This is a genomic window from Telluribacter sp. (genome assembly GCF_035998675.1).
Classification (GTDB): domain Bacteria; phylum Bacteroidota; class Bacteroidia; order Cytophagales; family Spirosomataceae; genus Telluribacter.
The window spans coordinates 15520-29526 of record NZ_DASYHI010000020.1; the positions used below are offsets into that span (position 1 = coordinate 15520).

At 50.0% G+C, this 14007-nt stretch carries 11 protein-coding genes and 1 tRNA gene; 5 read left to right on the forward strand and 7 right to left on the reverse strand.

Annotation, left to right across the window (positions count from 1 at the left end; genetic code table 11):
* Nucleotides 1-9: 9 nt before the first annotated feature.
* Nucleotides 10-1146: a glycosyltransferase gene (locus VGN67_RS14215; protein ID WP_327487519.1), complete on the reverse strand. Its 1137-nt coding sequence runs from the start codon at nt 1144-1146 to the stop codon at nt 10-12.
* A complete protein-coding gene (locus tag VGN67_RS14220; RefSeq protein WP_327487520.1) occupies nt 1139-2143 on the reverse strand; it encodes a lysylphosphatidylglycerol synthase domain-containing protein in 1005 nt (334 codons plus the stop codon). The genes VGN67_RS14215 and VGN67_RS14220 overlap by 8 nt, the downstream gene beginning before the upstream one ends.
* Between VGN67_RS14220 and ruvC the strand changes: the two genes are divergently transcribed.
* Entirely contained in the window at nt 2142-2765 is a 624-nt protein-coding gene (ruvC, locus tag VGN67_RS14225; protein WP_327487521.1) for a crossover junction endodeoxyribonuclease RuvC, read from the forward strand. The genes VGN67_RS14220 and ruvC overlap by 2 nt on opposite strands.
* Nucleotides 2766-2848: 83 nt before the next feature.
* Here the strand turns inward: ruvC and VGN67_RS14230 are convergent, their stop codons facing one another.
* Both VGN67_RS14230 and VGN67_RS14235 read right to left on the reverse strand, forming a co-directional pair.
* Nucleotides 2849-4876, reverse strand: coding sequence for a thioredoxin domain-containing protein (locus VGN67_RS14230; RefSeq protein ID WP_327487522.1), 2028 nt, complete (start codon nt 4874-4876; stop codon nt 2849-2851).
* A 32-nt stretch (nt 4877-4908) separates the two neighbouring features.
* On the reverse strand, nt 4909-6558 hold the full coding sequence (locus VGN67_RS14235; protein ID WP_327487523.1) for a T9SS type A sorting domain-containing protein: 1650 nt from the start codon (nt 6556-6558) through the stop codon (nt 4909-4911).
* A 105-nt stretch (nt 6559-6663) separates the two neighbouring features.
* Between VGN67_RS14235 and VGN67_RS14240 the strand changes: the two genes are divergently transcribed.
* The 4 genes from VGN67_RS14240 (at nt 6664) to VGN67_RS14255 (ending at nt 9446) form a co-directional block, all read left to right on the forward strand.
* Complete coding sequence (locus VGN67_RS14240; RefSeq protein WP_327487524.1) at nt 6664-7110, forward strand: hypothetical protein; 447 nt, start codon at nt 6664-6666, stop codon at nt 7108-7110.
* A 78-nt stretch (nt 7111-7188) separates the two neighbouring features.
* Nucleotides 7189-8502, forward strand: coding sequence for an MFS transporter (locus VGN67_RS14245; RefSeq protein WP_327487525.1), 1314 nt, complete (start codon nt 7189-7191; stop codon nt 8500-8502).
* A gap of 21 nt (nt 8503-8523) precedes the next feature.
* Nucleotides 8524-8601: transfer RNA gene (locus VGN67_RS14250), tRNA-Val, on the forward strand.
* 122 nt (nt 8602-8723) lie between these two features.
* Complete coding sequence (locus VGN67_RS14255; protein WP_327487526.1) at nt 8724-9446, forward strand: hypothetical protein; 723 nt, start codon at nt 8724-8726, stop codon at nt 9444-9446.
* Nucleotides 9447-9469: 23 nt separating this feature from the next.
* On the opposite strand, the gene VGN67_RS14260 is transcribed toward VGN67_RS14255, so the two are convergent.
* Genes VGN67_RS14260 through VGN67_RS14270 form a run of 3 tightly spaced genes read right to left on the reverse strand, consistent with a single transcriptional unit; the run spans nt 9470 to nt 13944 of the window.
* Nucleotides 9470-10501 (reverse strand): hypothetical protein, encoded by a 1032-nt coding sequence (locus VGN67_RS14260; protein ID WP_327487527.1) that lies wholly within the window; start codon nt 10499-10501, stop codon nt 9470-9472.
* Nucleotides 10502-10506: 5 nt separating this feature from the next.
* Nucleotides 10507-13188 carry a hypothetical protein gene (locus VGN67_RS14265; RefSeq protein WP_327487528.1) on the reverse strand — a complete coding sequence of 894 codons (2682 nt, stop codon included), beginning with the start codon at nt 13186-13188 and terminating at the stop codon, nt 10507-10509.
* Nucleotides 13189-13194: 6 nt separating this feature from the next.
* The gene (locus VGN67_RS14270) at nt 13195-13944 is read right to left on the reverse strand and encodes a glycosyltransferase family 2 protein (protein WP_327487529.1); all 750 of its coding nucleotides are present in this window, start codon (nt 13942-13944) and stop codon (nt 13195-13197) included.
* Nucleotides 13945-14007: the final 63 nt, after the last annotated feature.

Below are 14007 nucleotides of genomic sequence, written 5' to 3' on the forward strand. Positions count from 1 at the left end.
TACAACTTGTCAAACAAGCTTCCGGCCTTTCCACTCGTACTCCGGGTGCTGTACCACCAGGCCAAAAAAAGTGACGTAGAAGGGGTAAACTACCTGTACCAGGGGTATATACGGAATGGATTTCTTCTTTTTCAGGAAGCTTAGTATACTTCCTATAAAAAACCACTCGGGTACCCATTTGAGGAGCAATATAGTCAGAAGGGTCGAAAAGGACATGAAACCGGAAACCGCCAGGGCAATTGCCAGAATCAGAGCGGCGTTGCAACTAAAAATATAGAGGGCCAGGGCCTGCGGTACCAAACTTTTGTAGTGTTTCCACTTACTGGCCCAGCGCTTTCTTTGCCGGTAAAATTGCCGCCATTCCTTATGGGCCGTAGTCTGGACCACGGATTCATCCTGTTTCAGAAAATAAATGTCCCGGGGGTACTTGGAAGCTATTTTGTGCATCAGAAATTCATCATCGCCGGAGGCGATATGCCTGACTCCCTCAAAACCGCCTACCTCCATAAAGACCGCTTTGGGGTAGGTCAGGTTGGCACCGTTACACATGGTAGGTTTGCCGGCCGCAATGGCGCAGGCCCCACTACCAATCAGGCTCGAAAACTCCACCGTCTGCAAATGGTCCATCAGGCCTTGCTCGGCCGTAAACGTAACGGGTCCACTGATAAGCCGGGCCTGCGTTTGTTCGTAACAGTTGGCAATGGCTTCCAGCCAGCCGCTACCCACCCGGCAGTCCCCGTCGGTGGTGACGATAAGGGTACCTTTGGCCGTGTGAATAGCCGACTCAATAGCCCTTTTTTTGGGTGATTCCGTAAAAACATCGCTCAGTTCCAGCAAGTAAATAGGGCAGGTTGAGGTAGCCTGAAATTGCCGCACCAGTTCTACGGTCTGGTCGGTAGAAGCGTCGTCCACTATGATCACCTCAAACTGTTGGTTGGGTAAAGACTGCTGTTCCAGGTCGCGCAACAGCTGTAGTATATTCTGGGCCTCGTTCCGTACGGGTACAATGACCGAAAGGGTAATAGTGGTAGAAGCTTTCGGGCATGTTTTCTTTGGAATGGAAAACCAAAGTACTACCAGCCCGGTAGTAAAGACGGCATAACTCCCAATCAAAACCAGCAGAATTATATTAATTGTTTCAATCATCGCGGGAAAGCCATTTGTGTTGCCACACCAGTACTATACCTACCAGCAGTGGCCCCAGAATGTTTATGGCCCACACCAGAAGGGTAGCCGAAATTACCTGTTCAGAAGGTAAGCCGTAGTGGCTGAACAGGTACAGCGCCGTAAATTCCCGCAGTCCCAGGTCACCAAAAAGATTGACGGCCGGGATCAGGGTTTTGGCCAGCAGGATCAATCCCACGCAGGCCGAGAGCTCCAACAGACTTAGCCGGAAGTCGAAGAGCGAAAGGGCCAGGACAAACTGAACCATGAACACGCCGTACCGCAGCATACCGTACAGGAGAGCAGTCAGCAAATCGCGCGTTTCGTACTGACTGATCACCTGAAAGTAGGGGGATATTTTTTTTAGGAAGGAATTGGTACTGTTCCACTGGGTTAAGGAGGCCCGGTAACAGGCAACCACCGGACCCAGCATAACCAGAAACAACAGCCCTCCCGTAATGGTACCTCTTATCGTCGAGGAAACCGAAACGGTACTTCCTACTAAAAGCCAACTCACCAGCCCAACCGCCAGCGAAACATAAAACTGAATTCCGTTGGAAACCAGGGCTGCCCCAATGGTCAGGAGCCGATTGCCGGACTTAAGGGAGGCCACCCGGCCCAGGGTATCGCCCAGTTGGGCCGGCACGGCCACTCCCACCGCCAGACCCGTCAGGGTACTTCGAAAGGCTTCCCCAAAAGTAATGGGCACCACTTTCTGCGCCAGGCGTTGCCATTTCAGACTTTCCAAAGCCCAGTTGAGAGGGACCATCAATAGCATGAGCAGGAGTAAAGTGCCATTCTGGGCCACAAACACCCCCGCCAATACCGTTCCGATGGCCTGAAAACCTTTTTGCTCCTGTTGCAGCGTAGAAATAATATAACTGATAATAAGCCCGGTCACTAAAATTTTGAGTAACCACCAAAGCTTTCGGCGTACCGTAGTTTCGTTTGAAAGGGGGAGTTGTTTATCTTGCACCATGATGAGTAAACAGCGAGAGGAAGTACCCGGTGTGGCGACACCCGGTGTGGTAGCACCCGAAAAAGTAATTATCGGCGTGGATCCGGGTACCCAGGTGACCGGTTATGGAGTTATTATGGTCAGGAGCCAACAAATTAGCCTGGTTCAGTACGGTGTAATCCACCTCAGCAAATATAGTACGCATGAATTGAAGTTAAAGAAAATTTTTGAGCGGATCAGCCAGCTTATTGACGAATACCTGCCCGACGAAATGGCCATTGAAGATCCATTTTACGGAAAAAATGCTCAGTCCATGTTAAAACTGGGCCGGGCCCAGGGAGTAGCCATGGCCGCTGCCCTTTCCCGCAGTATTCCCATTGTTGAGTATTCACCCAAAAAAGTAAAGCAGTCGGTAACCGGTAATGGAAACGCGTCCAAAGAACAGGTAGCCTACATGCTCGAAAATATCCTCAAAATGGAGCTTAGCCGGGAGTTTATGGACGCTACCGACGGGATTGCCATCGCTATTTGCCATCACTACCATGCCAATGCTCCCGCCTCCATTGGCGCAGGTACCAATAAGAAATCCAAAAAAGGCGGGTGGGGCGCTTTTGTAAACGAAAATCCGGATCGCCTCAAGTAGAAATCAAGTTTTGAATTTAACGTTTATGAGCTTGTGGTACGGTACAAGTACTCATTTGCACCCTTGGATTCCATCCATTCTCCCTAATAACTTCTTGCCACTTTCAATTGCTGTAAGGCTTCCTCCACGCTGGTAACGGGTAGTTGACAGGTCCTGTTGAAGCAAACATAAATAGCGGTTTGGCCCTGTATAGTAGTGCGGTCGGTCAGCAGGGGGAGGGAGGAAGTGGTGGTAGTAGTACCGGCTACAACTTTATTAGGAATGAAGTACTTATCCAGCTCTTTCCGGCATTGGTCTGCCTCCGGCCCTACAATAGCGATTTCGGCCGTGGGAGCAGCCCGTAGGCAGAATAAAGCCGCCCAGTTGGTCACCCATTGCACATCCGCCAGCAGGATTTTTCGCATTTTGGAAAGCATTTTATCCGATACTTCGAGGTAGTCCGGCCTTTCTAGGAGCAAACCCAGCTTGTATAGCGTGTGCGCCATCATGGAATTGGAAGCAGGAATTACATTATCAAGTATTTCTTTTTTTCGGGCAATGAGGGACTCACCTTTGGCATCAGTAAAATAAAAAAATTCATCCTGCGGGTCGAAAAAATGATCCAGCGCATAGTCGCAAAGGGTTTGCGCTTCCCGGAGCCATTGCTCCTCAAACGTAATCTGGTACAAACCCAGGTACCCATCAGTCACGGCGGCGTAGTCCTCCAGAAAGGCAATAATGGTGGCCTTTCCCTCCTTATAGCTGTGGAACAACCTGCCTTCCTGCGACATTCGGGTCCGGATAAAATCTCCAATCCCGATGGCCGCCCGACGGATATTTTCATCCCCCAGAGCGCGGTACGCATCGGTGAGGCCTTTCAGGAGCAGCCCATTCCAGGAAGCCAGTATTTTATCATCAAGTCCCGGCCTTACCCGGCCCGACCGGACCTCGGCCAGCTTTTCCAGGGCGCTGTGGTACTTTTGGTCAAAATCCGGAATAGTTATTCCCAGTTTTTGCGCGGTCTCTTCGGGTGGGGCTGTCAGGTGAAGGTGGTTGTACCCATCCTCCCAGTTGCCGTGCTCACTTATACCGTAGAGGCGGGCAAACCAGTCAAAATCCGGCCCTAGTACCTCCTGCAATTCCGCCTGTTTCCAGATATAGTACTTGCCTTCCATGCCTTCGCTATCCGCGTCGAGTGCTGAGTAAAATCCGCCTTCGGGGCCTTGCATTTCCCGTTGGAGCCAGTCAAAAGTCTGTCGTATCCTTTGGGCGTACAGGGGCTTCCGGAACAAGGAATAGCCTTCGGCGTAGGTACTCAGGAGTTGGGCGTTGTCGTAAAGCATTTTTTCAAAATGCGGAATAAACCATTCGTCATCCACCGAGTAGCGGGCCCAGCCACCGCCAACATGGTCATAGATTCCCCCCAGGGCAATCCGGTCGAGGGTGAGTTCCAGTTGGGCCGCGGCTTCCGGGTGCTGGGTAAGGTCGTAGTACCGCAGCAGAAAGGCATAAATGGACGGCATGGGAAATTTGGGCGACCGGTTCATGCCCCCTTTTTGCGGGTCGAAATTGCGCCTGAGTACTTCAAACATAGTATCAGCTTCGTCTTCAGAATAGGTGCCCGAAGTACTACTCAGACCGTATTTTTCCGATTCGCTTAACAGCATGTTCTTTACAAAGCCTTCGGCCGACTCGGCCAGTTCCTGGTAATGTTGCCCAAAGGCGTTGTTTATGCTGAGTAAAAGATTGACCCAGTTTTGGGGTGGGAGGTAGGTTACCCCGTAAAAAGGCCTGGCGTCGGGCAGCAGAAATACGTTCAGGGGCCAGCCGCCCCGGGTACCCATGGCCTGCAGGGCATCCATATAAACGGCATCTACGTCGGGTCTTTCCTCCCGATCCACCTTTATACATACAAAATGCTTGTTCATAACCTCTGCTACCTGCTCCTGCTCAAAACTTTCCCGCTCCATAACGTGGCACCAGTGGCAGGCCGAGTACCCAATACTCACCAGTATTGGCTTGTTCTCCTGCCTTGCCTTCCGGAGTGCATCTTCTCCCCAGGGGAACCAGTCCACCGGATTATGGGCGTGCTGGAGCAGGTAGGGGCTGGTTTGGTTGGCTAATCTGTTCACGAAGTACTAGTTTAAATTTCCTGGCGTTACCGCTACTTTATCACTACCAGCCGCCGGGTAAGTACCTTGTCATTACCCGAAAACCGGGCAATGTACACCCCCGGCGAAACATCCGGCGGCAGGTTGATTTCGTAGCGCGAGTCTCCCGGATAAACCCGGTACTTGCTTTCCAAAATAATTATACCTCTCTGGTCCGACAAAGTAAAATGTACTTCACCGCCACCAACTCCCGTCAGAACCATTGAAGCCTGCTCGCGGGCCGGGTTGGGGTAGAGGTGGGCGTCAACCAGGTAAGTTTCCTCCGATACTACCACGTCATTCAGGTCAAAGCTGCAAAGAAATACTTCTCTTCCTTTCAGGCGAATGGTTTTGTACCAGTTGCGATAGGCTACCGTCAGTTCAGTTTCCTGGTTGTCGTTGGCGTAGGTATTTTGTGCCGCCACGAGTATCCGGTCGCCCTTTACCACGCCCCGCCAGATCGGGTTGCGAAGTTCCATGTGGTCGCGGGCCGACTGCGGTATAACCAGCTCATAGTTGCCCTGAAACATATCGCTGTATTGGGAAAGCCGGTACAAGCCGTAAATAAAATGTTCGTAGGTGGCGTAATTCTCCTGTCGGGTCCGTTCGTACTGGTTGCTGTCCCACAGCCATAATCCTTTAGCGCCGGAAAAAAACGGGAATATGGCCGAAGCTTCGGCCATGAAGGAAGATATCTGGAGCGCTTCCGGCGAAAAGCTGGTGTGGTACCGCATCCAGACAAAGGGCACAATGGGCTTGTTAGACCAGGCGCGGTTGACCTCCACCTGAAATAGGAGGTAAGACAGGTAATCTTTCCCTAAAGGATTGGTGTACGGATAAAAGTAGTAAGCCGACGGAGTCAGAATGTCCATCTGCTCATAAAAGCTGCCGCCAATTTTGCCGGTGTTGTCCTGCATCAGGTAGTGGGTACGCTGCGGATTGGTTGTCCAGTCGGACCAGCTATTGGCCGTAATATTCAGCCAGGTACCCCGCACGGGTACATCGCTGTAACTGGTGATTTTGGTAGATGGATCCAGTCCTTTGCTTTTCAGGTGGCGCACAGCCTCGGTATACCACCACCTGATATCCTGCTTGTACCTGCGTAAAAACTCACTGTCGGGCAGGGAGAGGTACTCATCGGGTACCCGGCGTTCCGTTTTGAGCCGAAGTATATCCCGGTCTTCCTCCTGCATGCGTTCAACATCCAGGCAGATAATATCGGCCCGGGGTACGCCGGTGCCCCTCGAGTTATCAAAATTGTTAGCCAGTCGGCCCAGGTAGTTATCCCAGTAGTTCCGGTACAGCGTGGTGTCGTTGCGCCAGGGACTTTCCAGGCCCAATACTGACCAGGGTTGTTTGTTGTCAACCGTTGCTACGGAATTCCAAAGCAGGGCACGGTTTTTGGTAGGCAACGTACTACCTTCAGGGCCACTAAAATTAGCCAGGTGACTGAACCCGTGCCGAAGCGGCTGGGACTGGGAATCGTTAAAACGCGGGCCTTCGTAAACAATGGTAAACGGCAGGGAAAACTCGGGAAACTTGCCCCACTCAATGGCGTTGGACTGGCTAACTGGCACCAGTTTATAAGCCGGTTCGCAGTCTTGTCCCACGGATACGTGTAACTTAAAAATGAAAATTATAAATAATAGGATGAAGTATTTCATACTTTTTTATTGAACAGGTACTGATAAGAATAGACGCGACTAATTCGTTACCTTTGCAAAAATCTTTAACATAGTTCGGAATCCCTAATAATAACGCTTTGATATATGAATCGTTTACTGACTTATTTATCGGTTCTTGCTTTTTTCTTTGTTATGGCTGGCTGTAACGAAGGTTCAAATCCCGGACCGACTCAATCCAAAGATAAAATTCTGGTTTCTTCTCCCTGGCGTCTGAAATCAGTCACTGATCCCAGCGGTAAGGCGATTCCCCAAAACCAGCTTTCGTTTGAAACGCAGGCTATTTACATGTTTGATATTCAGTTTTTTGATAATAACGTTACCAAGGCACTCGACCGGGTTTCGCGGCAGGTAGTAAACGGAGGTACCTGGTACCTCAAAGACAACTCCCAAACCCTGGATATTGAAGTGAGTCAGTTCAAAGGGCTGTTTGGGGTGGTTGAGTTGTCCAGGACAAAAATGACCCTGAAACAAAGATTTTCGATTGGTGGCGTGGAGCAGGAAGCCTACCTGGTTTTTGAGCCGGTAGTGTAAACTCAGCCAACAAAGAATTGAAAGAAAGCGACAGGTTAACCTGCCGCTTTTTTTATATTGCACCAAATTTAGACCCTCATGCAGAAAAACAATCCCCGCACGGTCAATGCCTGGTGCATGTACGACTGGGCCAATTCAGTTCATTCGCTGGTTATTGTGTCCAGTATTTTTCCGGTTTATTTCAGTGCTACCGCACTCAACGAACAAGGAGGTAATATCATTCAGTTTCTGGGCTTTTCTATCCGAAACACGGTCTTGTTTTCCTATTCGGTTTCCTTTTCCTTTCTGGTCGTAGCCCTACTGATTCCTTTCTGTACCGCCATTGCCGACTATGCCGGCCGAAAAAAGCTTTTCATGAAGCTTTTCTGTTATACCGGAGCCGGCAGCTGTGCCTTTCTGTACTTTTTTACCCGCGACACCCTTACCATTTCGGTTTTTGCCTTTATGCTCAGCCTAATCGGGTGGAGTGGGAGCATCGTTTTTTATAATTCATTTTTGCCCGAAATAGCCACCGAAGAAAACTTTGACCGCTACAGCGCCCGCGGCTATTCCCTGGGGTACCTGGGCAGCGTGCTTTTGATGGTTTTCAACCTCACCATGATTTTGTTCCCGCAGCTATACGGAATTACTGACCCATCGCTGCCGGCCCGGATTTCGTTTTTAACGGTGGGCATATGGTGGATACTTTTTGCCCAGATACCCTTCAAGTACCTACCCAGCAATACCCACAACAAAAAATCAGAAGGAAACTGGCTGTTTAACGGTTTCCGTGAACTCAGGAAAATATTTGGGCAGGTACGTACCCAGACCAATCTGCCCAGGTACCTGCTGGCCTATTTTGTTTTCAATATGGGGGTACAAACGGTCATGTACGTGGCTACTATTTTTGGAGCAAACGAACTTCGACTACCCGACCAGAGCCTCATCATTACCATCCTGCTGATTCAGTTGGTAGCCATCGCGGGCTCGTACCTGTTTGCCTATCTGTCGGGCCGTTTCGGTAATATCCACGCGCTGATGATGGGGGTAGTAGTCTGGATTGGGATATGTACCGCGGCCTATTTTATCACCACCGAAATGCAGTTTTATATCCTGGCCTGCGTGGTAGGTATGGTGATGGGGGGTATTCAGTCGCTGTCCCGCGCTACCTATTCCAAACTAATCCCGGACGATACCCAGGACACCGCCTCCTATTTCAGCTTTTATGACGTGACCGAAAAAACGTCCATCGTACTGGGTACTTTGGTTTATGGACTGGTAGAACAGCTTACCGGCAGTATGCGCAACAGTGTGCTGGCTCTGCTCTTCCTGTTCGTGATTGGGTTTATCCTGTTATCCCGTATTCCTTCGCAAAAAGTATATCGTTATCGCTTGGGCGGTTCGGGAAATTAGTATATTTGCTGCATTGAAAGCAGGATGTTAGCTCAGTTGGTTCAGAGCGCCGCCTTGACAGGGCGGAGGTCAGCGGTTCGAGCCCGCTACGTCCTACCAAAAAGGGAAAGTGATTTTGAGATCACTTTCCCTTTTTTATTTTGACAATCGGGTAAAAACATTTTCTTGAATTACAGGTACAATGGTAGAGAGGAGTAGTGCCTGGTAATCCTGAAAATACTATGAAAAAAAGTGAAGTAAGTTTAGCTACCATTTCCTGGGCCCGTGATGAGCCGGAAGAGTTACTTTTAAGGGAAGCCCTCAAGTACCTGGCCGAATTGGACCGACCCGTGTTTATTACCGATGGTGGTTCGGGGGAGGAGTTTCTGCAATTTCTGGCTGGATTCCCTCATTTTTCGGTTTTTAAACCCGAAGTACCTGGTTTATGGAATCAGGTTAAGCAGAGTATGGCGGCCGCCAGGGGAACCGATTCCAGATTTATTCTTTATACGGAGCCGGACAAAGCCGATTTTTTTAAATCGTCGCTTCCCCGATTTATTGACCAGGCGCCTGACCAGGAAATGGTAGGGGTGGTACTGGCTTCCCGTTCACCCCAAAGTTTCCGGACTTTCCCCGAATTCCAGCAAAAAACGGAAACTACTATCAATAACTGCTGCGCCGAGGTCATTGGTACCTCAACAGATTATACCTATGGACCTTTTTTGTTCAATCGGGACTTGCTCCCCGGGCTGGACAGGTTAGACGGGAGCATAGGCTGGGGCTGGCGTCCCTACCTGTTTGGTCTGGCTCATCGGCTGGGGTACCGGGTGGAGCCGCTGGAAATGGAGTTGCCCTGCCCCCCCGACCAGCGGGAGGATACCAGTCAGGAGCGCCTATACCGGATGCGCCAGTTGCAGCAGAATATTCAGGGAATAGTACTTTCCACCACGGTACCCGTCCCCTAGTCCATGTTTGGTAAAGTACCAGGCTATTGGTTAGTAGTCTCTTTGCTTATCTCGTTTAAAAGGAGCCGGTTGGTTTTATCCAGCCAGAGGTACTGCCCTTGGCACGTCCAGTGCGAGTCTCCGACCAGATACGACTTTTCTTTCATCTTCCGGAAATCTTCCAGTACATCCACGTAGGGTATAGTCAAATCGGGATGGTTATAGACCCTTTCGATCAGGTGATTGTAATTGTAGAAGTAGGGTAAAAGTACCGAGGTTTTGTTGGGAATAATGGACAGCAGCACGTGGTCAAAACCCATGGCTTTAAACTGTCGGGTACTTTCGTTCAGGTGCAAAACCAGGGTATCAACCTGACTATCCCTGATATGGGCGAAAGAGGAGGTAACCTGGGTGGTGTCGGTGTCGAGGTAATACACGATGTTTCGGCCGTCTTCGGAAACAGTCACTTTGTCGTTGGCACGGTCAAAGAAAAAGTGGTTAAAGCTGGCTTTTAATTCTTTCAGCAACAGGACGGGGTCGTATTGGAAAAGTAGCAGTTCCAGTCGCTCTTCGGTATGGTTAGAGGCAAACTGGTTATCCAGTTGCACCATAAATCGTGGTTCCTCGTAAGTGACCTTGAACGTAGCACTATCGGGTACCAGGCTGGCAATAGGGGCGACCAAATGTTGCCGGAAGTGCCGCTCCACCGATTCCAGCAACAGTACATTAGTGGCCGTGGTATCGATCTTAACGTGCAGCACATCGGCCCAGTGTACGTACTGGTAGCTGTCCACGGGGAAATCCTGCTGGCCTACCCGCTGCGCCTCGGTAAAGCTATCGCCAATAATGTACAGGTGTATCTTCTTATCGGCCGGTTTGGTTGGTGGGGTATAGTCGGGACAGGGTTGGCGCTGGTCCCTGAATTGGGGCAGGTTTGACAATCGGTACAAATCACCGTAGCGGTAATCGTCGGGAAGTACTTCCATTTTGCCCAATTGCTGCATAATGGTGCGGCTACAACCCGCGAGCCACAGCATACCAAACAGGAACAGGAAAAAATACCGGAGAAATTTCATATCCTTTACCTAAGCTTTATGGTCCACGCCTGAATTTTTGGTCCTGACCGGCTAAATACAAATACCTTGTAAAATGCCGGTTGGTAGGTTACCCTGACCGGCTGATCGGATGGGATGGGCTTGTCGCCCAGACGGCGGCCCGTCAGGTCAAATATAGAGGTAAATGCACCGGACCTTACCGTAATAAAACGATTATCTACCCCAAAAAAGTGGTACTGTATGTCGGAGCCGGGCTGCAGGTTCTTTATTTCAAACTGCTCGGTGCCTTCTTTGTTAAGGATAGCCAAACGGCTATCCGAAGACCGGATAATTAACCAGTCCAGCGAGTTCGAATCAAACAGTACCTTAAATCGATTGGACGGTTCGGGCCGTAGCAGTTGTCGTCGCGAACTGATCTTGCCCGATAAATCAATGGTAATCAATTCGCCCAGGTAACTTATCCCCACCAGCTCCGGTTGATTTGTGGCTGGATTCTGCGTCCAGGCAAAGGGGCTTTCCGTGCGGGTTAGTATATCGGCCGGAAAACCCTGTTTAACCATACCATCTTCCTTCAGCAGGAAAATCTTACCGTTTCGCTGCGTGACAATGAAGTACTTGTTGCCCAACTGATTCAAAGCTACCACCGGACTCTGGATATCTTCCAGATTGACAAAACGATTTAATTTTTTAGGTGTTTTGGTTACCTGGTCCCAGGCGTATAAGTCAGAAGTGGTTGTCTTCAGCACAAAACGACTACTTCCTTCGGTACCACCATCAACCCTGTATAAAGCTTCCAGCGTCTGCCCGGCGGGAAGTGAAACCGATAGAGGAGTTACGAGTCCCTGCTCGTCTTCATCAATGGCATACACCGTCCTGGGAGTGCCCAGGATGCTCTGCTGCCGCCCGATATTCAGGAAATCAACTTTATAGGAAGCGCCAACCAATGGCCCGTCGAGCCGGGCCAGAGTCTGAATTTTACCCGTTTTAACGTCTTTTATGTTGAGCAGATTGTTGCTTTTGTCAGTAAGCAGTAGCTCGGGTGTGCCGTCCGCGGCATTCTGAAGGGCCGTAAGTCCCGAGTCGTACAGGGTAGGCCACTGAATATCCGTATTAAGAAAGGTGCGGTTAAGTACCTTACTGGAGGTGCGTTGTTTTTTGGGCAGCAGGGTCAGCTTCGGATAGGCCTTGTTGCCCTCAAACCGGCATTCATAGACCAGGCTTTCCATTTTTAAGGTTAGGTCGCTGCGAAGTCCGGGAGCTGCCGCCGATATGGCTGATTCGGCCTTTCTCAAATTTACAATCATGGAAAGCTGCGCCTGGTCGGTCTTTGATATCAGCAGGCTGTCATAATCCGGCGACTGCTTCCAGGTAAGCTGGTTTTCGTAGTCCACAATGTAGTTTCTCAGGGCCTGGGAGTTATTGCTGAAAACCAGATAAGGCGCTACGTAGGTAATATAACTCCGGGGAAAACCAGTGAAAAGCGGACCGTACAGTCCGGCGGGTAACTCCGAAATCGCGACGGAATACAGGTCATATCCCTGAAACTGATCAATGGATACGTTGGTTTCGGGGGTGGAAAGTCGGGCCAGTCGGGAAAGGACAGGACGGAGCTTATCGTAGTTGGAAAACTCAACCAGCAAAATTTTGCCATCGTTAATACTATTGCTTTCTTCTAACTGGCAAAGTATCATTTCAGAGCCGGTATTCCTGACCAGAGAATCACCCTGGCCGCCAATGTAGTAGTTTAGCCGTTCGCGGGCGGGGGAGGGGTTACGCTGGCTCCAGCTCAGGTACTTCTCCTTAAAAGCCGCCTTATCCTGACTGGCCACCCGGAACAGGTAGGACGACTGCTGGGAAATGTGGCCGTGGCTCCGGAACGGCGTGCCTTCCTGATTGGTAACCCAGGAGGTCAGATAGTTTTCTTCGGGTTCGCAACCCAAAGATTGGAAGCTGAGTACATTGTTTTTGCCAGTTACCAGATGGTAATCCTGTACGGCAGGGAAAAGGCGGGCAAATTCAATCAGGTTAGGAGGGTAGGAAGATTGTAGGAGCAGGTTTTTCCACCCGATTTTCCGGATGTACAGGCTTAGGCCGTAGTCTTCGTCGTCAGCGTATTCAAATTGGGACTGCAACAGGAACGACTGCAGACGGGAGGAAATCTTACGTACCACATCTTCAATCAGGTCTCCCTGCCGACTTATAATGAGGTAGTCGTCTTTGATCAGGTACGAAAACAGCGCCTTTGACTTAGTGTCATTGACATCGGTTATCCGCTGGTCCTGAAACGTGTGGTGCAGGACCCTGATATCACTGCGTCGGGGCGAATCCAGCCATTGCCTTTCGGTTTCGTTGGCAATGGGTATGTACATGATTATACCGGCCCGGGCTCCCGAAATAGGGTGAAAAGAATACGTAATGGCCTTGTCTTTTAGGAAGGCCGCAATCTGGCTGGCATCGCTGGTAAACCAGTTGAGAACACCAAGGTTCTCGCTGGCAACGTCCAGGATGGGGAGATTCTTTACATTAATAGAAGCATCGGTTGCCACAAAGGCCGAATCCTGTAACCGGTCACTGGTCATAACGGCCAGGGTATTGGAAGGAATCAACGTCCAGGCGGCCTCAGAGCGCCCTCCCCCTTTGTACCAAAAGTACCCCGCCGCGCCAAGCAGCAGTATTGCCAGTAGGGCCAGCGTATAACTCCTTCGCACAATAACTCAGTTCGTTGATCGAATCGCCTTCACTTTATCGTTCAAATCCATACGGAAACGCAGCAGCTCATTAAATGACCGGATACACACTTTCCACAAGTTCCATTTTACAATGGACACCGTACCGGTTTGACGGTCCTTGTGGGTAATAGGAATGTTGTATACTTCCTGACCGGACTTTTTGGCCATAACCGCCAGGAAAATATTGGGAGCAAAAGGCTCCGGGTCGGGAAGCTGAGCCATCAGCTTGCGCAGAAAGCTGCCCTTAATGAGCCGGAACGGAATATTACTGTCCAAGATATACGTACCGTAAACCGCCGAAATGGTACCGCGAAGTACCTTGGTAATAAACAAACGGACCGAGGCGTCGTGACGTACCTCGCGGTAACCCAGAATAAAGTCGGACATGTGACGCTTTTCCCAGAGTTTATCAAAGTCCTCAGTTACGAACTGGTCGTCACTATCGGTCTGGAAAACATAGTCAGAACCCAGGTTTACGGCCGTGCGGTACCCATTCACTACGGCGTTGCCATGTCCCCCGTTTTTCTGGTGTACAACGGTCAGATGCGTATTATTGACCTTCAATTGGTCAAGAAGTTCTCCGGTTTTATCCTTGGAGCCATCATTGATTACAATGAGGGTAGTTTTATCGTTGGGGAATTTGCTTTTAAGGAAATCGGTCCAGTTAGCCACCACTTTTTCGATACAATCCTGTTCGTTGTAGGCGGGCATTACAATGCTTAGTAAAAAAGCCATTAAGAGTGAAGTTTGTTTGAGTGTTTCAAAATTACATAAATAGCGTGTATAAGCAGCTACTAC

Bases quoted from the DNA above. Each gene is read 5' to 3' on its own strand.
- VGN67_RS14215 (WP_327487519.1), bottom strand. From the start codon at position 1,146: ATGATTGAAACAATTAATATAATTCTGCTGGTTTTGATTGGGAGTTAT.
- ruvC (WP_327487521.1), top strand. From the start codon at position 2,142: ATGATGAGTAAACAGCGAGAGGAAGTACCCGGTGTGGCGACACCCGGT.
- VGN67_RS14220 (WP_327487520.1), bottom strand. From the start codon at position 2,143: ATGGTGCAAGATAAACAACTCCCCCTTTCAAACGAAACTACGGTACGC.
- VGN67_RS14235 (WP_327487523.1), bottom strand. From the start codon at position 6,558: ATGAAATACTTCATCCTATTATTTATAATTTTCATTTTTAAGTTACAC.
- VGN67_RS14240 (WP_327487524.1), top strand. From the start codon at position 6,664: ATGAATCGTTTACTGACTTATTTATCGGTTCTTGCTTTTTTCTTTGTT.
- VGN67_RS14245 (WP_327487525.1), top strand. From the start codon at position 7,189: ATGCAGAAAAACAATCCCCGCACGGTCAATGCCTGGTGCATGTACGAC.
- VGN67_RS14255 (WP_327487526.1), top strand. From the start codon at position 8,724: ATGAAAAAAAGTGAAGTAAGTTTAGCTACCATTTCCTGGGCCCGTGAT.
- VGN67_RS14260 (WP_327487527.1), bottom strand. From the start codon at position 10,501: ATGAAATTTCTCCGGTATTTTTTCCTGTTCCTGTTTGGTATGCTGTGG.
- VGN67_RS14270 (WP_327487529.1), bottom strand. From the start codon at position 13,944: ATGGCTTTTTTACTAAGCATTGTAATGCCCGCCTACAACGAACAGGAT.